Source organism: Dehalococcoidales bacterium (assembly GCA_041656115.1).
GTDB lineage: Bacteria > Chloroflexota > Dehalococcoidia > Dehalococcoidales > UBA5627 > UBA5627.
This window is the reverse complement of sequence record JBBAED010000005.1, coordinates 1-22,332: the sequence shown is the minus strand read 5'-3', so window position 1 is coordinate 22,332 and position 22,332 is coordinate 1. Positions and strand designations below refer to the sequence as shown.

Below are 22,332 nucleotides of genomic sequence, written 5' to 3'. Positions count from 1 at the left end.
AAAGACAGTAATATTAACGACTCAAAGTGAGAATTTCCGACGGTTAACCTTCCGAGTATTCGACAGCGCTTTCCGGAGATTCCCAGACCTTAACCGCCGCCAATTTAACCGGCGCATCTTGCAATTCAACCTTCATTTGCTCAAATACCGTGCGCGCAATATTTTCTGATGAGGGGTTAATAGTATCAAACGGCGGCGTTTCATTAAGGTTGGCATGATCAATCCGCGAAAGGACTTCCTTTAATATCCTTTTTAATTCGGTAAAATCAAACGCCAAGCCAATACCATCCAGCTCGTTGGCAATAACCGATACTTGCACTTGAAAGCGATGCCCATGCAAATTTTCGCACTTCCCTTTGTAGCCCCTGAGGGCATGGGCGGCATCAAAATGTTGTTCCACCGATATTTTATACATCTTTTTGTCCTTTAAGTCGGGCAATTTATTTTCATGACGCCTTGCACCCCGTCTTTGAGCTGTTCCAGCATAGTGCTCATTGTTTGCTTGGTTACCGGATGCACTAAATTGGGCGCAATCTCAGCCATCGGTACCAGTACAAAAGCACGATTATCCAAAGAGGCATGCGGAACAGTCAGTTCGGGCGTTTCAATTACCTCATCATCATAAAAAAGGATATCGATATCAATCGGGCGCGGGGCGTTATGCGAATTCGGCATCCGTCCCATTTTGCGTTCAATTGATTTTGCAAGTACCAGAAGGTCTTGGGGCTTAAAAATTGTTTGAACCTGGCAAACCATATTTAAAAAGTGCGGCTGTTCACGATTTTCCATCGCCTCGGTATCATATACGGAAGATTTAGCCGTTATGCGTATTCTTTGGGACAAATAATCAATTGCTTTATCCAAATTGTCCTTGCGTTCTCCCAAATTAGAACCAAGCCCCAAATATACTGTTTTATATTCCATTGTCAATATTATCCCTTTCTTCTTATTATAGCATCAGTCATACGGCATAGCCGCACCATCTGCTCAACATCATGCACCCTAACGATATCCGCACCGTTAGCAATGCCGATTGCCACTGTCGCCGCCGTCCCTTCAAACCTCTGATTTTCCGGTAAATCCAATACCTTGCCGATAAACGATTTCCTGGAACTCCCCAACAGAAGCGCTTTTTTTAAAGATTTGAGCTCGGTAAGTCTTCTGATAATCTCAAGATTTTGCTCCGGTGTTTTCCCGAAACCAATCCCCGGGTCAACAATTATGTTCTCCGGAGAAATACCGCCGGATTCGGCCATCTTAATTTTAGCTTTTAAATCGAGAATCACCGCCGCCATAATATCCTCAGCCTGATTATCACGCTGATTACTGGTTATAATGAGGGGCACACCGGCCTCCGCCGCGATTTTTACCAGCTCCGGCGATTTACGCAGCCCCCAAACGTCGTTTATCATGCTTGCACCGGCTTGAACGGCACAGCGGGCAACCTCCGCTTTAGAGGTATCAATACTGATCGGTATCTCTATATTACCTACTAATGCCTCAATTAGCGGAACGACCCTCGCGATTTCCTCTTCTATTGATACCGGCAGATAATCGGGTTTAGTGGACTCACCGCCGATATCAATAATATCGGCGCCTTGTTTGGCAAAGAGTTTCGCCTGATAAATTGCGGACTCAAAATCGGAGACCCCGTCTCCCGAAAATGAATCGGGGCTGACATTAACAATCCCCATTACATATGTGCGCTCTCCCCAGTAAAACACCCTATTTCCGCAGCGCATAGGAGCAGGCACGCAATCTTTTATATCCACACTAATAACCCTTAAAATCTCAACAAAAACTCGTTTTTATATTATCATCGATTTATCCCCTCGAATCAAATAAGTAAAAAATATTACCAATTAAAATATAGCGAAAAAGAGCAATAAAGCCGCGTTTTAAAGCTGTTTAGGCCGATGTTGAAAACAAAACCAACCTTTGGTATACTTATTCGAGTGCCCCCATCGTCTAGAGGCCTAGGACACTGGCCTTTCACGCCGGCAACAGCGGTTCGAATCCGCTTGGGGGTACCAAATTCCTCTTTTTTAATTCTCGGCGCTTATCGTTTTAGGTTCCGCTTTTACTTTCCGCCGCTATTGATTGCGTCTAACTTTTTCGATAGTATCAATTTAAGCAAAATAAACGCATTTTAGCTTTAAAAGTTTTACCGACGCTCTATAATTATGATATAATAAAATATGTGATTCGAAAGAGGCAGCAAAATCAGACTGCCTCTTTTCATACACACGCCGTAACTATTTCAATTTATTAATAAAGAGTTTAAATGATACACAAGAATCAAGATCCGAACAGAAGCAAAGATTATTCAGCCACAGATATCCAGGTGCTGGGTGGACGCGAAGCTGTCCGCCGCCGCCCCGGTATGTATATCGGTTCCACCGACCAGCGCGGTATGCATCATTTAGTCTATGAAATAGTCCACAACAGCGTTGATGAAGCCATGGCCGGCTTCTGTACACAAATTAAAATTAATATCAGCAAAGAAAATGTTGTAACGGTTATCGATAACGGCCGCGGTATTCCGGTCGATATCCATGCTACCACCAAGATATCCGCATTGGAAACGGTTATGACCGTTCTGCATGCCGGAGCCAAATTCGGCGGTAAAACCTACCAGGTTTCGGGCGGTTTGCACGGCGTCGGTTCCTCGGTGGTTAATGCCCTTTCGGAGCGCATGGAAGTTTTTGTCAGCCGCGACGGCAAAAAATACTACCAAGAGTATAAAAAAGGCCTCCCTCAAAAAAGGGTGGAGGCAATCGGCGAGACCGATGAAACGGGAACTACAATCTCGTTTGTCGCCGACAGAGAAATTTTTACCGATGACAAGTACGATTTTGATACGCTAAACAACCGTTTCCGTGAAATTGCCTACCTTAACAAGGGGTTGGAAATCTCTTTTTACGACGAAAACTCAAACAGAGAGCAAACCTTTTATTTTGAGGGCGGTATCATCGGCTTTGTCCGGCACTTAAATCGCAACCGCACGGTTCTGCATAAGCCGCCGATTCATATCACCAAACAAGAAGGCAGTACCATTATCGAGACGGCCATCCAGTACAACGATGGTTATACCGATAACACTATCAGCTTTGCCAACTGTGTCAATACGGTAGACGGCGGAACACACCTGACCGGATTCCGTTCGGCGCTGACTCGTGTACTAAACGATTATGCCCATAAAAACAAGATTTTAAAAGACAGTGATCCCAACCTTGTCGGTGATGATTCCCGAGAGGGGCTTACCGCCGTTATCAGCGTTAAATTAGCGGAACCCCAGTTTGAAGGTCAAACCAAAGGTAAATTGGGAAATATCGAAATTAAAGGCATAACGGAAAGCGCCGTTGCCGAAGGTTTGGCGCTCTATCTGGAAGAAAATCCGGATGTTGCCAAAAGAATAATTGAAAAATGTATTACCTCTGCCAGAGCCAGAGAAGCCGCCCGCAAGGCGCGCGACCTGGTTATCCGCAAAAACAGCCTTGAATCCGGCACCCTGCCCGGGAAACTTGCCGATTGTTCCGAGAAAGACCCTTCCCTTTGCGAGCTGTTTTTAGTGGAAGGCCAATCCGCCGGAGGTTCCGCCAAAGAGGGGCGCAATCGGCGTTTCCAAGCCATCCTGCCCTTAAGAGGTAAAATTCTTAACGTTGAAAAGGCCACCATGGAGCGTATCCTTTCCAGCGAAGAGATTCGCAATATGATTACCGTTCTCGGCAGCGGAATCGACGATTCAATGGACCTTTCGAAACTGCGCTACCATCGCGTTGTGCTGATGGCTGACGCCGACGTTGACGGTGCTCATATTCGAACGTTACTTTTGACCTTTTTCTTTAGGCATATGCCTGAATTAATCCATAACGGACATTTGTATATTGCGCAGCCGCCGCTTTACAAAATAAAGTCCGGCAAGACTTCACAGTGGGTTTATAACGACCAAGATAAAGACCTTATTCTGCAAAGATTCAAGAAAGAATCCAAAAAAGCAGAGGTTCAGAGGTATAAAGGTCTTGGTGAAATGAGCGCCGAGCAGTTATGGGAAACCACAATGAATCCGGAAACTCGTACGATGTTACGTGTTAATATCGAAGATGCTTCTAAATCGGATGAGGTTTTCAATATGCTGATGGGCGGCGAAGTTCCACCGCGTAAAGCCTTTATTCAAGCACATGCTAAAAGCGTTAAAAACCTGGATATCTAGGTTCGAGGTTGCCCTACTGCCTTACCCTTTGCCGTTCAAGATGACAATATAATGCTCGTTCGCCCTGAGCCTGTCGAAGGGTCTTACGAACGAGTAAGCCAGAGAAATTACAACCCGACTGCCGTTATGGTTCGACAGGCTCACCATGAACGGCTGAGGAAGGTCTTGTCTTTGCGAGCGCAGCGAAGCAATCTCGTATAGATTAAATTCCTTAGAGATTGCCACGTCGCTCGCCTAAAGGCTCACTCCTCGCAAAGGCGTTTCTATTATTGTCATTCTGAGCCTGCCGAAGAATCTGGGAGTTAACGGATAGTCTCCCGTCCGGTAACGGATTTTATAGTAGGACGATACCTCTTTTTTGTTTCCGAGGTCACCTCATAGCCTGTATTTAAATCCCCTTAGATCCTTCATTTCATTCAGGATGACAAACCTATCGTTCGCCCTGAGCTTGTCGAAGGGTCTTACGAACGAGGGGGCAAAGGACTCACTATTCGTCCGCCGTTATGGTTCGACAGGCTCACCATGAACGGCTGGGGAAGACCTTGTCTTTGCGAGCGCAGCGAAGCAATCTCTAACAAATCGTGAGACATACGTACTTATTCGTAAAAGATTGCCACGTCGTTCGCCTAAAGGCTCGCTCCTCGCAAAGACGTTTCTACTATTGTCATTCTGAGCATAGCGAAGAATCTAGGAGTTAGTGGATAGTGCACCGTCCGGCTACGGATTTTTTAGCAGGACGATGCCTCTTTTTTGATGCCGAAGCAACCTCATAACCTATACTTCCCGTCCTCTTAGATCCTTCGTTTCACTCAGGATGACAAGAGTGGGGAACAAGATGACAATATAATACTCGTTCGCCCTGAGCTTGTCGAAGGGTATTACGAACGAGGAAGCCGGAAATTACAATCCGACCGCCGTTATGGTTCGACAGGCTCACCATGAACGGCTGGGGGCTGCCTCTACGTCTTTGCGAGCACAGCGAAGAATCTAAGAGTTAGCGGACAGTCCACCATCCGGTAACGGATTTTATGGCAAAGTGCTGGCAATAAGAGTTATTGGTACAATCTATTTTCGGCAATATACGCAGCAACAGAATCGGGTACCAGCCCTTGAATATCCGCACCGTTTTTAATCCTACCCCTGATATCCGATGAAGAAAGCTCGACAAGAGGTTCATCAAGCATAATAGTTTGTTTAGCAAGCCCGGGTATTTTTCGGTCCAACTCCGCTAAATCAGGCTTGGGTAACCCCTGCCGCGGTACAACAACCAATTTAGAAAGCGAAATTATTTCGGAAGGTTTATGCCATAACGGAAACTCCGCCAGGCTGCCCCACCCCATTACAAAGAAAAGCTCGCTCTGCGCCCCCAGTTTGTCTTTTAACTCCCTCAAGGTATCAACGGTATAGGTTATCCCTCTCCGCTCTACTTCCATTGCAGAAACTCGAAACAGGGGCTTGCCAGCGGCTGCCAGCTCAACCATCTTGAGGCGATGACAAGCATCGGTAACCGCCCCGCCATTTTTAAAACGCGGATTACCGGCGGGTATTAAAAGCACTTCCGCAAGGTCTAAACGGGAAAGAACCGTTTCCGCTATTAAGATATGCCCGTTATGGATCGGATCGAAGGTTCCCCCCAAGATACCCAGTTTCATTTTATCACCAACGCCACTCAAAACTGCCGCAGCGTATTCTGTCACCCGGCTGCACGCCGGCTCTTTCCAATATTCTTTTCATATGAGGGCGAGTCAAAAGGCCGATTAACTGACGCTTGGCTTCTGTTTTTGAGACATCCGTTCCCTCTATGATACGCTCAAGGCTGTTATTTTCGATAACAAATACATCCCCGTCTCGGATAACTTTTGTATCGCTCCCCCTCGGCTGCGGGCGGAAGACGGCAAACGATTCTTCATCTTCATCCGAGGTTACCTCCGGCGGCGTAATGTTATCAACTTCCTTTAAAACCTCAGCCATCAGCGCACTGACACCTTCTCCCGTGGCCGCCGAAATAAAGTGTACTTTGATTCCGATTTCATTAAAAACAGATTGAATCTCGGAGATTCTTTCTCTTACTTCGGGGATATCGATTTTATTAACAACCACAATTTGCGGTTTCTTGCCCAGAGCGGCGTCAAAAACGCTAAGCTCGTTGTTAACCTGAATCATATCATCAACCGGCGACGGCGAATCACCGTTTAAAAGGTGCACCAGTAACTTCGTTCTGACGACGTGCTTTAAAAAATCGTGACCTAAACCCCTGCCCAAACCGGCTCCTTCAATTAAACCCGGTATCTCGGCTAAAACAAAGGCATGATGACCGACGACAACTGTTCCGAGAACCGGTTCCAGCGTCGTAAAAGGATAGTCGGCAATTTTCGGGGTGGCCGCCGAAGCTACCGCCACTAGCGAAGATTTTCCGACATTGGGATAACCGACGATTCCGGCATCGGCAATCAACTTTAATTCGAGGATAACTGTTTTTTGTTCCCCCTCTTCCCCTTTTTGGGCAAGCACCGGCGCCTGGTTAATTGAAGATGAAAAATGGCTGTTTCCCAATCCGCCGTTACCGCCGGCAGCCGCTACCACCTCCTGACCCTTTTCCTTTAAATCGGCAAGGATTACCCCCTCGCCGTCTTCTGTTTTTTCGGTAACTATTGTGCCCGACGGAACTTTCAGAATAAGATCAGCGCCGCTACGACCCGATTTACGCTGGCTTGAACCGTTTTTACCGGTATTGGCGCCATAGACCCGATTTTGACGAAAATATCTAAGGTCGCTGACATCGTCATCGGCGCGGATAATAACACTGCCTCCCCGCCCGCCGTCACCGCCATCGGGGCCGCCAAAAGGAACAAACTTTTCACGGCGGAAACTGGCAGCACCGTCGCCGCCGTTACCCGCTTTTACAATTATCTCTACTTTATCAAACATCACTTATTCCCTATAAAACCTTAAAAAACAGTACCAATCTGCCAAAATTAAGTTGCGGCCGAAAATACTTATGAAACAGCCGCTTGTTATTATTATATCATAAGTAAATACACTACCTATTGTCTTATTTTAGATAAGAATATCAGTAATATGTGCGTTACGTTTAAACGGTGCTGTTTTTGAGAAAGCGTGTGAAATTTAGCTTTGGGTTATTTTGAGTTATCGAAAAGTCAGTCAAGTTATCGAAAAAAAGAGGGGAGTTATGAAAAAAGAGGGGCGATATTTTGGCTTGGTTATGCTAAAAATAGAAAAGTTATCAAATGGCGGCATTCCCTTATTATTTACCCCGTCCTCTCTCTTTAAACTATCCGCTACCTATAATAATGTCTTTGCAAGAGGGGGTCCTTTGGTGAGCGACGTGGCAATCTCCAAGGAATTTGATTTATATGAGATTGCTTCGCTGCGCTCGCAAAGACAAGGTGTTTTCCAGCCGTTCGTGGTGAGCCTGTCGAACCATAACGGCAGACGAATAGTGAGTCCTTTGCTCTCTCGTTCGTAAGACCCTTCGACAAGCTCAGGGCGAACGAGTATTATATTGCCATCCTGTTCCCCTATTGTGTCATCCTGAATGAAATGAAGGATCTAAGAGGACGGGAAATGTAGGCTATGAGGTTGCTTCGGAGGCAAAAAAGAGGTCTCCGTTCTACCGTAAATCCGTTACCGAACGGTGCTCTATCCATTAACTCCCAGATTCTTCGCTGTGCTCAGAATGACAAAAAGAGTCCTCGGAATGACACAAAAGGGGGCGCTCAGAATTACTCCACCGTCTTTGCGAGGAGGGAGCCGTTAGGCGAGTGACGTGGCAATCTTTTACGAATAGTATGTATGTCTTACGATTTATATGAGATTGCTTCGCTTACGCTCGCAAAGACAGAGGAGGATTGCTCCGCCTCCATATCGGGAATGACCTCACCCTTCCTATCGTGCAATGGTCTCGCAAAGACAATGAGAGGTTATTCGGAATCGGTTTTCAGAGAAGATTCGATTTCCAAAACACGCCGCTTTAAAATCGGGTTGTTTGTGATATCTTGTTCCATCTTTTTACAAGCGTAGCTAACCGTTGAAGGGGTTCTGCCGCCGATTAATTCACCGATTTCGTTTAAGGAGAATTTATCCTGCTGTTTTAAAAGATACATCAATAACTGTCTGGCAAGGGCTACATCTTTATCTCTGCACGGACCAAGTATATCTTCCGGGGTCAGACTGAAGTTTTCGGCAACGGTGGTAAGCAGTTTGGTATGCGAAACTTGACCGTTGGTTTCCCGGTTTCCGTTGATATTGGCCAAGGCCTTGGTGGCAACCTCTTTGGTAATCTGTGAACGCAGTAGCTTGGCATAGGCTATAATGCGGTTGAGGCTGCCTTCGAGCTCCCTGATATTCCGTCGCGCCTGTTGGGCAACCATTTCCAAAACATCAATCGCAATTTCGGTATCGGCCTGTTCGGCTTTTGTTTGCAGTATGGCCAAACGCGTTTCCAAATCGGGCGGCTGAATATCAACCGTTAGCCCCCACACAAAGCGGGAACGTAAACGTTCTTCCATCCCCGGCATCGATTGGGGAAGCTTATCGCTGGTTACGATAATTTGGCGGTTAGAGTTATGAAGTTCGTTAAAGGTATGAAAGAAGCTTTCTTCCGTTTGTTCCTTGCCGCTAATAAACTGGATATCATCTACCATTAGAGCGTCAACACTGCGGTATTTTTCACGGAATTCATCGGTTCTTTTGTGACGAATGGCTTCAATAAACTCGTTGGTAAATTGCTCGCCGCTGACATACAAAACGGTTGCGTTGCGTGCTTGTAGGGTATGCCCGATAGCTTGGAGCAAATGCGTTTTCCCAAGCCCCGATTCGCCGTAAATAAAAAGCGGATTGTAGCTTTTGCCGGGGTCTTGCGCTGCTGCCTGTGCCGCTGCGTAGGCTAACTGGTTAGAGCTTCCGACAACAAAGCTTTCAAATGTATATTTGGCATTAAAATCCGAGATTTGCGAATCGATAGCCTGCGGTGTTTCGCAGTAGGCATACCCGTCGGTCGGTTCAGGTTGGATTGAGCTAACCTGAAAATGGACGGCTACTTTACTTTTGACAAGCCCGATTAAGGTTTTTTCAATCAATGAACGCTGGCTTTTTTCGAGATATTCGGCGACAAAGGCATTGGGGGTGCTGATATAGAAATGCCCGTCCGTAAATTCCAATCCCTCGGTTCCCTGGAACCATGTTTGATAGTTCGGTTTGTTTATTTGCAACTGTAATTCGCCCAGTGCGGCTTCCCAAATTTCTTGTGCCGATCTCATTATAAAAATCAGTTTCTCCGTTGTTATTCTTCTATTTCATAATGTGGCACAGCGAAGCCACAAAGATGTGTTAAAACTAAAAAATGCGTTCTAAACAAAAAAACAGATAATACCTAAAAACCCGGTAATCCCGAGATAGTATTTGATTGTATTCGGTTTCTTGTAAAAGAAGATTGCTGTTAAAAAACCTTATACAGGTTATCAGGGGAGAATCGGCGTTGGCAAGGCATTTTATGATAATTGCCGGTAAAAAACAGGTGATGTGATTTGTTATTAAGTCCTTTTTTCTCCGTTTTTTGCCGAAATACTAACTTTTAGCTATAAGCAAAAAACCGCCCAAAAATATTCTGTCGTTAAGTAAAATATTAGTTGTTAGTATCTTCGGGGGGTGCTAGAATCTATGCGACGGAGGAAAAAAGTGCGAATTGTTTTTATGGGAACCCCTTCATTTGCGGGGCCGGCATTAAGGCTACTTAAATCCAACGGCTATGAAATTGCGGCGGTTTACACGCAACCGGACAGGCCCGCCGGGCGCGGTTGCAAGGTATCTTTTTCTCCCGTAAAACAAATTGCCCTTGAGCTCGGTTTGAAGGTGGTTCAACCGGTTAGTTTAAAAAAAGAAGAAGCTTTCGAGGAGCTCAAATCCTTTGCGCCGGATGCGATTGTTGTTGCCGCTTTCGGCCAGATATTAAACCGAGCCGTGTTGGATTTACCGCGATACGGCTGCGTTAATATTCACCCGTCAATGCTCCCCAAATACAGGGGGGCGGTGCCGGTAGCGGCGTCGCTGCTTAACGGGGATAGTTTTACCGGTGTCAGTATTATGCTTATGGACGAGGGGTTGGATACCGGTCCGGTGCTCTCACAGGCGCAAATCCCGATTCAAAAATACGATAATATGGGAGTTCTCACCGATAAACTGGCTTTTATCGGGGCGTGCATGCTTTTGGAAACGCTGCCGGATTGGGCTAAAGGGCGGATTTTAGCGCGTCCCCAGGACGAAGCGGCTGCCAGTTATTTTCGCACAATTACCAGAGAATCGGGGATAATCGATTGGTCCGAAGACGCCGTTCTGATTTGGAATAAGGTTCGTGCCTATTATCCGTGGCCGGGTTGTTATACGCGCTGGCAAGGTAAAAACATAAAGATTATCGAGGCCGCCCCCGTAGCATGGCAGGGAAATGCCGCAATTGGAGAGGTGATTGCCCTACCGCACGGTGGTGCCGGTGTGGTAACCGGTAGAGGTGTTTTAAATATCGTTACACTGCAACCGGAAGGTAAAAAGCCGATGCCGTCTGCCGAGTTTTTAAGGGGCCAGCGGCAATTTATCGGTTCGGTGTTACCGTCTTAGAAGCGGTCGCAGCCGATTTTTTATAAGCCGGGTTTCTTATCAAGTATTTTCGATAAGTTTTTGATAACTTTTTAATAATTTCGACAGGGAGGTTAAAGTGCCCGAACCGCAGAACTTAGATAATTTTCAAACCTTAGCGGATATCATTGCGCTTCTGCGCGGTCCCGACGGTTGCCCTTGGGACAGAAAACAGACCCACCAATCGCTCCGCAAAAATCTGCTGGAAGAAGCTTACGAAGTATTGGAAGCAATGGATGAAAATAATCCCGCTAAGCTTGCCGAAGAGCTTGGGGATTTATTATTGCAAATTGTTTTGCACAGCCAAATTGCTGCCGATAACAATAAGTTTACCATCGCTGACGTAATCAAAAAAATAAATCAAAAACTGATTTACAGGCATCCGCACGTTTTTAGCGACACCGAGGTTAATAATGCCGAAGAGGTGACCGTAAATTGGGAGGCGCTTAAAAAGAAGGAGCGTCAAAAAGAGGTATCGATGCTTGCCGGGGTTCCCGTTAATATGCCGGCGCTTGCTTACAGCCAGGCGATTCAGGGGCGCGTGGCGCGGGTCGGTTTTGATTGGCAAGAAGATAGCGGTGTTTTGGATAAAATAACGGAAGAAGTAAGCGAGTTTAAGTCCGCCGAGAGCGCGGAAAAAAAGGAAGCTGAGTTTGGCGATATCCTTTTTACACTGGCTAACTTTGCCCGCAGACAGGGGATTGATCTTGAAGCGGCTTTACGCCAAACCAACCGCCGTTTTTATGAGCGCTTTTCTAAAATGGAGGGTTATTGCCGCGAGCGAGGGCTTGATTTATCCAGTCTTGATTTTAATAAACAGAACGATCTTTGGGAAGAGGCAAAGAGGGAATTGGAGGGGTAAACCGTTATTTCCGGCTGTCGGGGCTTCTTACTTGTTACACTTTTTAATAAATTCAAGCATCAGCCTGTTAAACCCTTCGGGGTTATCCATATTGACAACGTGGGCGGCCCCGGCGATAATTTCTGTCCTGCAGCCCTTGTAATATTGTGGCCAATCTTTCAGATGCTGTTTAACGGTTCCCGTTTTTTCAAATTCACCGCAACCAACAAGCAGCGGTGCATCAAACTTAACATCTCTTTCGTTAAGGCATGTCGCAATTCCGTTCCAAGATGCAACAAATTCTTTTTTAGTCATTTCGCTAAACATGGCATAAAGTGATTTACGGGCATCTGTATTCAGCGCACTTGCTTTTGCCATTTGTTTTTTGAGCGTTTCCCACGGATAGATATTAAAGAGAGCGGCGGAATATTTTAAGGCTGTTTTCTCCCATTTGGGATAAGGAATAAAGATTGGGGTGGCGCCGATAACCATATAACCCTTGGCTTTACCGTAATCGGCGGCGTATTCCTGGACGATATAGCCTCCCATCGAAAGCCCGACCAGAACGGCATCTTTGCAATTTTCCGCGCTAAGAATGGCAAAGAGGTCTGCGGCAGCCTTCTTAACCGTAAAGTCGGGGCAAGGGCGTGATAAACCATGTCCCCTTACATCGATATTAATCACCCGGTAATCTTGGAGCGCACTTAGTTGGGGCTGCCACATTTTGCGGTTTACACCGTACCCGTGAATCAGAACAACAGCGGAGGCATGGTTTGCCCCTGTTAAGTCGTAAGAAACGTTGCAACCGTCAATTTCCAAATATTTCTGCATAAGCGCCTCGCTATTTAGTGTTCCGGAACTTATTTTTTGGATTTAAACGGGTTTTTTATCAATGGTCGGGGCGAGAGGATTTGAACCTCCGACCTCAGCGTCCCGAACGCTGCGCGCTGCCGTCTGCGCTACGCCCCGAAAAGATATGCGGATTTTTGATGCTAACGATAAATAGTACAGGTAATATTATAACATTATTGGGAATTTCTCAACACCGAACTTAAAAACAAGCGATAAGTGGCAACAATCAGCAAAGTGTATTACAATAAATGCTTAATTGACACGGATTGCACTCACCTTTTTGTTTTCGCCGTGTTGGGGAGGTAAGTTTTGAAATATTGTGTTTTGATTGTTGACGGAGCTGCCGATTGGCCTGTAAAAGAGCACGCCGGGCAGACTTGCCTGGAGGCTGCGGTTACCCCTAATCTTGATAAGCTTGCCAAAAAGGGAACAATGGGGCTTGTCAAAACGGTTCCCGAAGGAATGGAGCCTTCAAGCGCAATTGCATGTATGTCCCTGCTGGGCTACGACCCGCAGGTCTATTATCGCGGGCGGGCTGCCATCGAGGCGGTTAGTGCGGGGGTTCCGATTGGTGAGGACGAAGTTATTTTCCGCTGCAACCTTGTTAACATCCAAGACGGGAAAATGAACAGTTACTGCTCCGGTCATATCTCCGATGAAGAAGCGGCAAAGCTTATCGATGCCCTTAATGAATCGTTGGGAAGCGAAAATGTGCGCTTTTTCCCGGGGGTCGGTTATCGCCACCTCTTAAAAATCAAAGGGCATGAGGAAACCGTTAATGCGTTATGCACCCCGGCTCACGACATTTCCGATAAAAATATTAGCGATTATTTGCCGCAGGGAAACGGCAGTGAATTTTTAAGAAAACTGATGCAGGATTCTGTTGACGTGCTTGAAAATCACAGCGTCAATAATGACAGACGCACCTGGAATGAGCTTCCGGCAAATATGATTTGGCTTTTTTGGGGCAGCGGCAAGATTCCGCAAATGCCGCCTTTTAGTAAGGTTTACGGCAAATCGGCGGCAATTACGTCTGCCGTTGACCTTTTAAAGGGGCTCGGGAAAATGATGGATATGCAAATCTTGGAAATCCCCGGGGTTACAGATAATATCGATAACGATTTTATTGCACAGGTAAACGGCGGTATTAGGGCCCTCGACGACCACGATTTGGTGGTTATCCATATCGAAGCCCCCGATGAAGCCGGGCATGCCGGTTCGTTTGAAGATAAGGTTAAATCAATTGAAATAATAGATGAGCAAGTTGTAAGCCGTATCATGGCCTATAAAAACGACGATTTGCGGGTTCTTGTAATGCCCGATCACTTCACCCCTGTTGCCATTAAAACCCATGTTGGGGAGCCGGTGCCGTTTTTACTTTTAGGGCCGGGTTTTAACGCCAACGGCGCGCGCAGGTTTACCGAAGCCGAAGCCAAGCGCACGGGGTTTGTAATTGAAGAGGGATATAATATAATGACCACGTTTGTGGAATAAGGTTTTTATTTCAATGCATGACCGAGAAGAAGAAATAGTAACCAGCAGAATTACATCGTACTGCAAAGAGCACGATCGTTATTATCGTGCCGATACGGGCTGTGTTTTGTGTAATGCGGCAAGGGGCGCACTAAGCCCAATCGCCGTCAACAAAGAGATAACCCCCGCGCCTCCCGTTGTAACGGCTGATATATGCCACTATTGCGGGGGAGAGTCTTTGGTTTGGAAGCCCGGTATAAATATGTACGAATGTCATAACCCTGTATGCAAACGCAGGGTATCTCAATTTACCCAAACGGGGTTGGGCGAACTCTTAAACGAAGAGTCACCCTCGAGGGAAATTCCTTCCGTAACGGAACATGACGCTCGGGTATTTACTCGAAACTTTGCGGTCGGTGTCAAAAAACCCGTACGATTTGTTGAAGAAAACGATATCGATAACGATATTGCGATGCCTTATGATGCCGAAATTGCCGGTTATTCCCAGGCTGTTAGACGCGTTCCGAATAAAAAACTGGCCAATCTAAAAAGTATTCTTATCTTTTTGGCGTTTGTATGCCTCGCTTTGGCGGTGTGGGCCGGCTATTTACTGGTAACGGCAGGGGTTGACCAAGGTTTGGGAACGATTTTACTTGTTATTATATGCGCCATACTGGTTTGGAGTGTCTACGGGATTATGTCATTTAAGAAAATCGGGGTCGGATTTGCAATGCTTTTGTTTTGCATGGTTGCGGCCGCAATCTCGCTTTCGGCTGTTGCCGGCATTGAACCGATTTCAAGTGTTATCGACGATATTATCTGGTCAATGTCATAACACTGATTGCCCCGTTTTTCTCTGCTTTCGCAATGTGATACAATTTCCCTTGTTAGGGAAAAATTTACGGTTTTAGGAAACGGTATATGCCGATTATAGTCCAAAAGTACGGCGGCTCTTCGGTCGCCGATGTGAAAAAAATTAAAAGAGTTGCCGAGCGTATCTCAAAAGCCAAAGATGAAGGCAATCAAATCGTGGTTGTCGTTTCAGCGATGGGCGATACCACCGACGACCTGATATCTCTGGCAAAACAGGTAATCGCAAACCCTGCCGGCCGCGAATACGATTTGCTGCTTTCAACAGGCGAACTGATATCTTGTACGCTGCTGGCAATGGCGCTTAATTCTATCGGTTGCCGGGCGGTCAGTTTAAGCGGGGCGCAAGCCGGCATTAAGACCGATGCGGAGCATAACCGGGCGCATATTCTCGGGGTTAATCCGAAAAGGATAGTGGAAGAGCTAAACAAAGGCAACGTTGTTGTTGTCGCCGGTTTTCAGGGGGTCAACAAAGATAAAGATGTAACGACACTTGGCAGGGGCGGTTCCGATACAACGGCGGTTGCTTTGGCAATCGGTTTAAAAGCCCAGGCCTGTCATATTTACACCGATGTTGACGGTGTTTTTACCGCCGACCCGCGCCTTGTTCCCGAAGCGCGTACTATTTCCGAAATCGGTTACGAGGAAATGCTGGAAATGGCCACTTACGGAGCCAGAGTCATGCACCCGAGAGCGGTGGAGTTGGGGCAAATTCACAATATGCCGATATTGGTTGCCTGCACCTTTGATAATAATCCGGGCACGCTGATACATGGGGAGGAATCTATGGAAGTAAAAAATAAAGTAACCGGAATTGCTAACGATATGGATGTAGCAAAAATAATGATTGTCGGTGTCCCCGACCGACCCGGTATCGCTTCGTCTATTTTCGAACCGCTGGCTAAGGCCGGTATCAGTGTCGATACCATTGTTCAGAATGCCAGTATCGATAACATTACCGACCTGACATTTACGGTACACGAGTCCGATGTTGAAAATGCGATGAAGGTTGTAATGCCGATTGCCGAATCCATTAACGCCCGCGAGTGCATCAGTAACACTAAGCTCGGGCAAATCAGTATTATCGGTACCGGTATGCAAAATACGCCGGGGTATGCCGCTAAAATGTTTTCCGCGTTAAGTGAGAAAAATATCAATATTCACCTGATTACCACTTCGGAGATTCGAATCACTTGTATTGTTGATGAAGACAGAACCGTTGAGGCGATTAAAGCCTTGCACCGCGCTTTTGAATTGGAAAAACCGGAAATTAAATAACGATACTTAATCGTAAATAAAAAAGGGGCTGAATTTTCAGCCCCTTTTTGTTTTGCCTTGTTATTTTTTAGTAAACCTGAACGACTTCTTTAACTTCGGGGATTTCCTGTTTTAAGATTCGCTCAATCCCGTTTTTTAATGTTATGGTCGACATCGGGCAGCCGGCACACTGACCGGTCAGTCTAACTTCGACGATTCCGTCCTCGGATACGTCTACCAGCTCAACATCGCCGCCGTCGGCTTGTAAGCTGGGGCGGATCATTTCCAGAACTTCCTGGACTTTTTCCTTCATTTATAACCTCTCAGTTTTATTTTGAAACCAGTTACTATTTTTTCTCTTCGTGAGTATGAGTATGTTCTTCTTCACCGTCCTCGTGGGTGTGAACGTGAATATGCTCAACGGTGGCACATTCGTGAGTGTGGGTATGAGGGTGTGAATGCTCTGTTTTTTTAGGTTTGCTGCACCCGCAATTTTTACACATATCAATCCTCCTCAAAATAGGATATTTTGTTTAAAACAACTGAGAAAAAGCGTATCACAGGAGCTATGTGTTGTCAACGTTACACACGAGAATTTTATGTCAAAGATTCGGCTAATTAATTCCCAGGACTTCTCTTGTGCCGATTGTGATGATTTCCGGCGTTCTCCCCAGGCTTCGATAATTCTCAAAAACAGGCCTAAATCGCTCTTTTACCTTTTGCCAAACTCCGTCTGCAAACCTTATTTAATAACATATACAGTTTCCCGTCGAAAAGGTTCATTTTATTATCGATATATCTTTGTTAATCAAAAATTGTGCCTGCGGTTTGCTCTTGGCGCAAAATCTTCTTGTTAAGTATTTATTATTATGTTATCATTGGCTTAGGCGAATTATGGTCACAGAAAAAGATAAAGCACTGGATTTGGCTATCGGCCAGATAGAAAAGCAATTTGGCAAGGGCTCAATTATGAGGCTCGGCGATGCTTTTGGCGGTCCGACAGTCGAGGCTATTCCCAGTGGAGCGTTGGCCCTAGATATAGCTTTAGGTATAGGCGGAGTCCCGAAAGGCAGAGTTACGGAAATATTCGGCCCTGAGGGATCGGGAAAAACCACACTGGGGCAGCATATAATTGCCCAGGCCCAACAACGCGGTGGGGTCGTTGCATATATTGATGTCGAGCATGCGCTCGACCGTTCTTATGCGGCCAGATGCGGGGTGAACCCGGATACGCTTTGGATTTCACAGCCCGGTACCGGTGAAGAAGCTCTTGAGATTGCCGAAGCACTGGTAAGAAGCGGAGGCATCGAGGTAATTGTTATCGATAGTGTTGCCGCTTTGGTTCCGAGGGCGGAAATCGAAGGTGATATGGGTGATGCCCATGTCGGTTTGCAAGCCAGGTTAATGTCGCAAGCCCTGCGAAAATTGACTTCGGCAATCAGCAGGTCCGGCACGGCCGTTATTTTTATTAACCAGCTGCGCGAAAAAGTGGGCATTATATTTGGGAATCCGGAAGTGACACCGGGCGGGCGTGCCTTAAAATTCTACAGTTCCGTAAGGATAGAATTAAGAAGGATTGAAACCATTAAACAGGGTAACAATGCCGTAGGCACGCGTGTTAGAGCTAAAGTGGTCAAAAACAAAGTTGCTCCCCCCTTTAAGGTTGCCGAATTCGATATTATGTTCGATTCGGGAATCAGTACGGAGGGTAATATTCTTGACCTGGGTGTTACGGCGGAAATAGTCAAAAAAGCCGGGGCTTTTTACTCGTATGGTGACATTCGTCTGGGACAAGGTAGAGAGAGTGCCAAAAAATATCTGAAGGACAATCCGGAACTGGCTTCCGAGATTGAACAGAAGATAAGGGCCTCGGCCGTCACCGGACTTAGTGTTTCTGACGATGATTGACTCGTTATAAAATAATGAGTTAATAGAAATTAAGATAACTGTAAGTGATAGAGCTGAGGCAGGTTGCCTTGGCTCTGTTTGTTTATAAGGGGTAACCCGCAAATGATTAAGATAACAAATTTGGTTAGAAGCGCCGGCCGCGGTAAAACGGTAAGGCTTTTTTTGGATGGCAGGTTTGCCTTTAATTTACTGGAAGAGGTTGTTTTAAAAGAGAAACTTGCAGTGGGCATGGAACTTTCGGAAGCGCAAATTGCTTCTTTGCAGGAAGCAAATCGCTGTCAGAAGTGTCTTAGTGCCGCTTTGCAGATATTAAATTACAGACCGCGCAGTGAACGTGAACTGCGCATGCGTTTACAGCGGCGCAATTTTAATGAAAACGAAATCCACCCGGCAATCCAAAATCTAAAAAGGATGGGTTTTATCGATGATGAAAGCTTTGCCCGCTTTTGGACAGAAAACAGGCAATCTTTCAGCCCGCGCAGTCGTAAAATGACAGAAATGGAACTTCGCCAAAAAGGGGTTCCGCTCGATGTTATCGAGCAAGAGGTAAGTACTATGGATGATACCTCAAATGCTTACCGTGCGGGGCAAAAATATGCCCACAATTTAAAAGTTGATGATTATTCGAGTTTTCGCCGCCGTCTGGGTGAATACCTTAAGCGGCGAGGCTTCGGTTATGAAGTTATAAACAATACCGTTACATGTTTATGGAACGAAAAAGAGGGTGGCGATACGGACGATTTTGCCGATTTTGAATCTTAAATCGGAAAGGTCGATTGTTTATCGCACCGATAGACTAAAAATAAGATAGGGGGAATAAAATAAATGGGTGCTGTAGAGATATTGGCTGTATTTTTCAGCTTTGTTATCGGCGTCATTTTCGGCGGAATGGCTATGTTTCTCTCAAGAAGTATGATTGCAAATCACCAGATTCGCATCGCTCAAAGAAAAGCGGCCAAAATACTGGCAGAGTCCAGATCCGAAGCAAAAGAGATTTTGGATGAAAATAAGAAAGAAATAGATAAGCTAAAATTGATGAACGAGGCCGAGTACAGAGAAAGAAGAGCCGAAATACAAAGACAAGAGAATCGGCTGACACAGAAGGAAACATCGCTTGAACACAAACTGGAAGATGCCGTTCAACGCGAACGTAACTTAATGGGCAAAGAAAAAGAGCTGGAAGCCATTAAGGATAACTTAGCGGAAGTTAAGGAAAATCAACTAAAACAACTTGAACTGATTTCAAATTTAACCAGCGACGAAGCCAAGCAAATGCTTTTGGAAAAAATCGAAATCGAAATCCAAGAGGAAGCGGCGCGGCGTTTACGCGATTGGGAAGCTAAAATCAAGGAAGAGGCGGACGAAAAGGCGCGCGGTATATTATCGCACGTTATACAGCGTAGTGCATCGGAAATTGTTTCCGAAACGACTGCCAGCGTTGTAAATATTCCCAGCGATGAAATGAAAGGCAGGCTTATCGGGAGAGAAGGGCGTAACATCCGTGCGTTGGAACAGGCTACCGGTGTTGACCTGATTATCGACGATACTCCCGAAGCGGTAACCATTTCCAGCTTCGATCCGGTTCGTCGCGAGATTGCTTATCAAGCGCTTAGTAAACTGATTTTGGATGGGCGCATCCATCCGGCGCGTATCGAAGAAATTGTTGCCAAAACCAAAGAAGAAGTTGAGACGGCAATGGTACAGGCCGGTGAACAGGCCGCTTTACAAGTTGGTATTACCAGATTACATCCGGAGCTGATTAAGCTTCTGGGCAGGCTGAAATACCGTACCAGCTACGGCCAGAACGTGTTGGCGCACAGTATTGAGGTTGCACATTTTTCAGGTATGATTGCCTCTGAATTGGGAGTTAACGTTGCGCTGGCAAAACGCGCCGGATTATTGCACGATATCGGAAAAGCGGTTGACCGCGAAATAGAAGGTACGCATGCTTCAATCGGCGCCGATTTGGTAAGGCAATGGGATAAATCCAAAGAAGTGGTCAGAGGCGTAGCCGAACACCATATGGAAACGGGAGACACCAGTATTTGGGGCTTTATAGTTTCGGCGGCGGATGCAATTTCAAGTGCCAGGCCGGGTGCCAGACGCGAGTCGTTGGAAAACTACTTGAAACGTCTCAAATCACTTGAAGAGATTGCCGACGGGTTTAAGGGAGTCGATAAATCCTATGCCATTCAGGCAGGGCGTGAGGTTCGCATACTGGTTAAACCGGAAGAAGTCGATGATTTGGCGGCGATGAGGCTTGCGCGTGATATCGTTAAGAAAATCGAAGAAAGCCTTGAATATCCGGGGCAAATCCGTGTCATTGTTCTGCGCGAAACCAGAGCCGTTGATTTTGCGAAATAGAAGTTTAAGAATTGTTTTTCCCGTTCGGTTGGGTTTATTATAAGCTTAGGACGGGAAAAACAGCTTAAATAAAAATATTCTGATTTTTATAAATATTGGGGAGGATTTGGTGAGGAGCATCCGGTGCTCTTGCCAAAACTGATAAATGTTAACATTAACTATCGGAGATATAGTCGGCAGGCCGGGCAGGCTGGCAATTGAGAAAGTGCTGCCGGAGTTTAAGAAACGCTATAAGCCGGATTTAGTGATTGCCAACGGCGAAAACGTTGCCGGCGGGGTCGGTTTAACAAAGCTGACCGCCGAAGATTTATTAAAAGCCGGGGTGGATGTAATTACCTCCGGCAATCATATTTGGGCACAAAAAGATATTATCCCCTGCCTTGATAGCGATATGCCGATAATTCGGCCGTTAAATTACCCGCCGGGGCTCCCCGGTAACGGTTATACGGTCTTTAAAAACAAGGCGGTGGTTGCCAATATTATCGGCAGAACCTATATCGGCAATTTTGATTGCCCTTTCCGCGCCATGGACGATTTGCTGGAAAAACTCGGCGGACAATATAAAACGATAATCGTTGATTTTCATGCCGAGGCTACCTCGGAAAAAATAGCGCTCGGCAGATATTTGGACGGGCGTGTCAGTGCGGTATTCGGGACGCATACCCATGTCGGCACAATCGATGCTCAAATCTTGCCGCAGGGAACGGCTTATGTGACCGATATCGGAATGACCGGGCCGGTTGATTCGGTTATCGGGGTTGAAGCCGATGCCGTTATAGAACGTTTCTTAACCATGATTCCCAAACGTTTCTCGGTCGGTAAAGGCAAAGTTTCGGTAACGGCGATTTTAGCCGAAATAGATGATGCCACCGGTAAGGCCGTAAGCATTGAACGCATAACTGAGGAGGTGGAATAATGGGCTTAGCCGACTTACATGTCCATACCTCTGTTTCCGACGGGAAATATACTCCCGAGGAAATTGTAAAAAAGGCCGCCGCCCTCGGTTTAAAATATCTTGCAATTTGCGACCACGATACCGTGGACGGCATTGCGCCGGCAATTGAGGCCTCGAAAAAGTATCCGGGGTTAACAATTATTCCCGGAGTCGAGATAAGCACACTGGCTGTTGGCAGCGAAGTGCATATGCTGGGCTATTTTGTGGATTATACCGATGTTAACTTTCGTGAAATACTTGCCGAAGTAAGCGGTTCGCGTGTGGACAGAGCAATGGCGATGGTTGAGAAGCTAAACGAAATGGGCATTAATATCAAGTGGGAGCGTGTTCAGGAACTGGCCGGTGACGGCACTATCGGCCGACCGCATATTGCCAACGCAATGCTTGAAAAAGGCTATATTGCGACATTTAAAGAGGCTTTTGAAAAATATATTGCCCAAGGCGGTCCGGCATATATTGAACGCAGTAAAATCACACCGGTTGAAGCGGTTAAAATGATTTTAAAAGTCGGCGGGATACCGGTTTTGGCGCACCCCCTAACCGTTAATAATCCGGAAGAACTCATCAAAGAATTAAAAGAAATCGGTTTGGCGGGAATGGAAGTCCATTACGCTAACTACTCGCCCGATGAAAGAAAAACGCTTAAAAAATTGGCAGCCAAATATGAGCTGGCGGCGCTCGGCGGCAGTGATTACCATGGGTTAGACGATGCCGTTGAAACAATGCTCGGAGAATCAGGGATTCCTTTGGAAGCGGTGGAGGAACTGATTTTACTTGCCGCCAAGAACACCAAAAATTCCTAAGCAATTAAATAATCCTCTCTGAAAAATTATTGGAGTACAAATGATTTTTGCATATATTGCACTGCTTTTAGCGGGTTATCTTTTAGGCTCAATACATGCCGGATATCTGTTGCCGAAGTGGCTTTTCCGAATCGATATCCGCGAGCAC

The 22,332-nt window shown here is 46.1% G+C and carries 21 protein-coding genes and 2 tRNA genes; 13 read left to right on the top strand and 10 right to left on the bottom strand.

Annotated features, from left to right (window positions below; genetic code table 11):
• Window positions 1–43 precede the first annotated feature (43 nt).
• The 3 genes from queD to folP are packed head-to-tail and all read right to left on the bottom strand — an operon-like array spanning window position 44 to window position 1,772.
• Complete coding sequence (gene queD / locus WC958_04175; protein ID MFA5629427.1) at window positions 44–415, bottom strand: 6-carboxytetrahydropterin synthase QueD; 372 nt, start codon at window positions 413–415, stop codon at window positions 44–46.
• Window positions 416–426: 11 nt separating this feature from the next.
• Entirely contained in the window at window positions 427–924 is a 498-nt protein-coding gene (gene folK, locus WC958_04170; protein ID MFA5629426.1) for a 2-amino-4-hydroxy-6-hydroxymethyldihydropteridine diphosphokinase, read from the bottom strand.
• A gap of 8 nt (window positions 925–932) precedes the next feature.
• Entirely contained in the window at window positions 933–1,772 is an 840-nt protein-coding gene (gene folP / locus WC958_04165; GenBank protein MFA5629425.1) for a dihydropteroate synthase, read from the bottom strand.
• A gap of 185 nt (window positions 1,773–1,957) precedes the next feature.
• Here folP and WC958_04160 point away from each other — a divergent pair.
• Together WC958_04160 and gyrB are read left to right on the top strand one after the other, a co-directional pair.
• A tRNA-Glu gene (locus tag WC958_04160) sits at window positions 1,958–2,033 on the top strand.
• Between the two features lie 251 nt (window positions 2,034–2,284).
• The gene (gyrB, locus tag WC958_04155) at window positions 2,285–4,213 is read left to right on the top strand and encodes a DNA topoisomerase (ATP-hydrolyzing) subunit B (GenBank protein MFA5629424.1); all 1,929 of its coding nucleotides are present in this window, start codon (window positions 2,285–2,287) and stop codon (window positions 4,211–4,213) included.
• A gap of 1,052 nt (window positions 4,214–5,265) precedes the next feature.
• Here gyrB and nadD read toward each other — a convergent pair.
• Together nadD and obgE are read right to left on the bottom strand one after the other, a co-directional pair.
• On the bottom strand, window positions 5,266–5,865 hold the full coding sequence (nadD, locus tag WC958_04150; GenBank protein ID MFA5629423.1) for a nicotinate-nucleotide adenylyltransferase: 600 nt from the start codon (window positions 5,863–5,865) through the stop codon (window positions 5,266–5,268).
• 4 nt (window positions 5,866–5,869) lie between these two features.
• Window positions 5,870–7,141, bottom strand: coding sequence for a GTPase ObgE (gene obgE / locus WC958_04145; GenBank protein MFA5629422.1), 1,272 nt, complete (start codon window positions 7,139–7,141; stop codon window positions 5,870–5,872).
• 262 nt (window positions 7,142–7,403) lie between these two features.
• Between obgE and WC958_04140 the strand changes: the two genes are divergently transcribed.
• A complete protein-coding gene (locus WC958_04140) occupies window positions 7,404–7,700 on the top strand; it encodes a hypothetical protein (GenBank protein ID MFA5629421.1) in 297 nt (98 codons plus the stop codon).
• Between the two features lie 454 nt (window positions 7,701–8,154).
• On the opposite strand, the gene dnaA is transcribed toward WC958_04140, so the two are convergent.
• Window positions 8,155–9,492, bottom strand: a complete 1,338-nt coding sequence (dnaA, locus tag WC958_04135; protein ID MFA5629420.1) for a chromosomal replication initiator protein DnaA — start codon at window positions 9,490–9,492, stop codon at window positions 8,155–8,157.
• Window positions 9,493–9,910: 418 nt separating this feature from the next.
• On the opposite strand from dnaA, the gene fmt reads away from it, so the two are divergent.
• Together fmt and mazG are read left to right on the top strand one after the other, a co-directional pair.
• A complete protein-coding gene (gene fmt / locus WC958_04130) occupies window positions 9,911–10,843 on the top strand; it encodes a methionyl-tRNA formyltransferase (GenBank protein MFA5629419.1) in 933 nt (310 codons plus the stop codon).
• A gap of 97 nt (window positions 10,844–10,940) precedes the next feature.
• Entirely contained in the window at window positions 10,941–11,723 is a 783-nt protein-coding gene (gene mazG / locus WC958_04125; protein ID MFA5629418.1) for a nucleoside triphosphate pyrophosphohydrolase, read from the top strand.
• Window positions 11,724–11,750: 27 nt separating this feature from the next.
• Here the strand turns inward: mazG and WC958_04120 are convergent, their stop codons facing one another.
• A complete protein-coding gene (locus tag WC958_04120) occupies window positions 11,751–12,533 on the bottom strand; it encodes an alpha/beta hydrolase (protein ID MFA5629417.1) in 783 nt (260 codons plus the stop codon).
• A gap of 62 nt (window positions 12,534–12,595) precedes the next feature.
• Window positions 12,596–12,671, bottom strand: a tRNA-Pro gene (locus WC958_04115).
• Window positions 12,672–12,863: 192 nt separating this feature from the next.
• Here WC958_04115 and WC958_04110 point away from each other — a divergent pair.
• The 3 genes from WC958_04110 to WC958_04100 all read left to right on the top strand — a co-directional run bounded on the left by WC958_04110 (window position 12,864) and on the right by WC958_04100 (window position 16,175).
• Window positions 12,864–14,048 (top strand): cofactor-independent phosphoglycerate mutase, encoded by a 1,185-nt coding sequence (locus WC958_04110; GenBank protein MFA5629416.1) that lies wholly within the window; start codon window positions 12,864–12,866, stop codon window positions 14,046–14,048.
• Between the two features lie 13 nt (window positions 14,049–14,061).
• Window positions 14,062–14,862 (top strand): hypothetical protein, encoded by an 801-nt coding sequence (locus WC958_04105; protein MFA5629415.1) that lies wholly within the window; start codon window positions 14,062–14,064, stop codon window positions 14,860–14,862.
• Window positions 14,863–14,948: 86 nt separating this feature from the next.
• Complete coding sequence (locus tag WC958_04100) at window positions 14,949–16,175, top strand: aspartate kinase (GenBank protein MFA5629414.1); 1,227 nt, start codon at window positions 14,949–14,951, stop codon at window positions 16,173–16,175.
• A gap of 67 nt (window positions 16,176–16,242) precedes the next feature.
• Here WC958_04100 and WC958_04095 read toward each other — a convergent pair whose 3' ends face one another.
• Both WC958_04095 and WC958_04090 read right to left on the bottom strand, forming a co-directional pair.
• The gene (locus WC958_04095) at window positions 16,243–16,467 is read right to left on the bottom strand and encodes a NifU family protein (protein MFA5629413.1); all 225 of its coding nucleotides are present in this window, start codon (window positions 16,465–16,467) and stop codon (window positions 16,243–16,245) included.
• 34 nt (window positions 16,468–16,501) lie between these two features.
• On the bottom strand, window positions 16,502–16,657 hold the full coding sequence (locus WC958_04090) for a hypothetical protein (protein ID MFA5629412.1): 156 nt from the start codon (window positions 16,655–16,657) through the stop codon (window positions 16,502–16,504).
• 391 nt (window positions 16,658–17,048) lie between these two features.
• Between WC958_04090 and recA the strand changes: the two genes are divergently transcribed.
• From recA to WC958_04065, 5 genes are all read left to right on the top strand, one after another.
• Complete coding sequence (gene recA / locus WC958_04085; protein MFA5629411.1) at window positions 17,049–18,062, top strand: recombinase RecA; 1,014 nt, start codon at window positions 17,049–17,051, stop codon at window positions 18,060–18,062.
• Window positions 18,063–18,164: 102 nt separating this feature from the next.
• Window positions 18,165–18,824, top strand: a complete 660-nt coding sequence (locus WC958_04080; GenBank protein MFA5629410.1) for a RecX family transcriptional regulator — start codon at window positions 18,165–18,167, stop codon at window positions 18,822–18,824.
• Between the two features lie 63 nt (window positions 18,825–18,887).
• On the top strand, window positions 18,888–20,426 hold the full coding sequence (gene rny, locus WC958_04075) for a ribonuclease Y (protein ID MFA5629409.1): 1,539 nt from the start codon (window positions 18,888–18,890) through the stop codon (window positions 20,424–20,426).
• A gap of 145 nt (window positions 20,427–20,571) precedes the next feature.
• Window positions 20,572–21,342, top strand: coding sequence for a TIGR00282 family metallophosphoesterase (locus tag WC958_04070; GenBank protein ID MFA5629408.1), 771 nt, complete (start codon window positions 20,572–20,574; stop codon window positions 21,340–21,342).
• Window positions 21,342–22,184: a PHP domain-containing protein gene (locus WC958_04065; GenBank protein ID MFA5629407.1), complete on the top strand. Its 843-nt coding sequence runs from the start codon at window positions 21,342–21,344 to the stop codon at window positions 22,182–22,184. The genes WC958_04070 and WC958_04065 overlap by 1 nt, the downstream gene beginning before the upstream one ends.
• Window positions 22,185–22,332 lie beyond the last annotated feature (148 nt).

Coding starts and splice junctions, on each gene's coding strand:
- queD (MFA5629427.1), bottom strand. CDS start 415: ATGTATAAAATATCGGTGGAACAACATTTTGATGCCGCCCATGCCCTC.
- folK (MFA5629426.1), bottom strand. CDS start 924: ATGGAATATAAAACAGTATATTTGGGGCTTGGTTCTAATTTGGGAGAA.
- gyrB (MFA5629424.1), top strand. CDS start 2,285: ATGATACACAAGAATCAAGATCCGAACAGAAGCAAAGATTATTCAGCC.
- nadD (MFA5629423.1), bottom strand. CDS start 5,865: ATGAAACTGGGTATCTTGGGGGGAACCTTCGATCCGATCCATAACGGG.
- obgE (MFA5629422.1), bottom strand. CDS start 7,141: ATGTTTGATAAAGTAGAGATAATTGTAAAAGCGGGTAACGGCGGCGAC.
- WC958_04140 (MFA5629421.1), top strand. CDS start 7,404: ATGAAAAAAGAGGGGCGATATTTTGGCTTGGTTATGCTAAAAATAGAA.
- dnaA (MFA5629420.1), bottom strand. CDS start 9,492: ATGAGATCGGCACAAGAAATTTGGGAAGCCGCACTGGGCGAATTACAG.
- WC958_04120 (MFA5629417.1), bottom strand. CDS start 12,533: ATGCAGAAATATTTGGAAATTGACGGTTGCAACGTTTCTTACGACTTA.
- WC958_04105 (MFA5629415.1), top strand. CDS start 14,062: ATGCATGACCGAGAAGAAGAAATAGTAACCAGCAGAATTACATCGTAC.
- WC958_04100 (MFA5629414.1), top strand. CDS start 14,949: ATGCCGATTATAGTCCAAAAGTACGGCGGCTCTTCGGTCGCCGATGTG.
- WC958_04095 (MFA5629413.1), bottom strand. CDS start 16,467: ATGAAGGAAAAAGTCCAGGAAGTTCTGGAAATGATCCGCCCCAGCTTA.
- WC958_04090 (MFA5629412.1), bottom strand. CDS start 16,657: ATGTGTAAAAATTGCGGGTGCAGCAAACCTAAAAAAACAGAGCATTCA.
- recA (MFA5629411.1), top strand. CDS start 17,049: ATGGTCACAGAAAAAGATAAAGCACTGGATTTGGCTATCGGCCAGATA.
- WC958_04080 (MFA5629410.1), top strand. CDS start 18,165: ATGATTAAGATAACAAATTTGGTTAGAAGCGCCGGCCGCGGTAAAACG.
- rny (MFA5629409.1), top strand. CDS start 18,888: ATGGGTGCTGTAGAGATATTGGCTGTATTTTTCAGCTTTGTTATCGGC.
- WC958_04070 (MFA5629408.1), top strand. CDS start 20,572: ATGTTAACATTAACTATCGGAGATATAGTCGGCAGGCCGGGCAGGCTG.
- WC958_04065 (MFA5629407.1), top strand. CDS start 21,342: ATGGGCTTAGCCGACTTACATGTCCATACCTCTGTTTCCGACGGGAAA.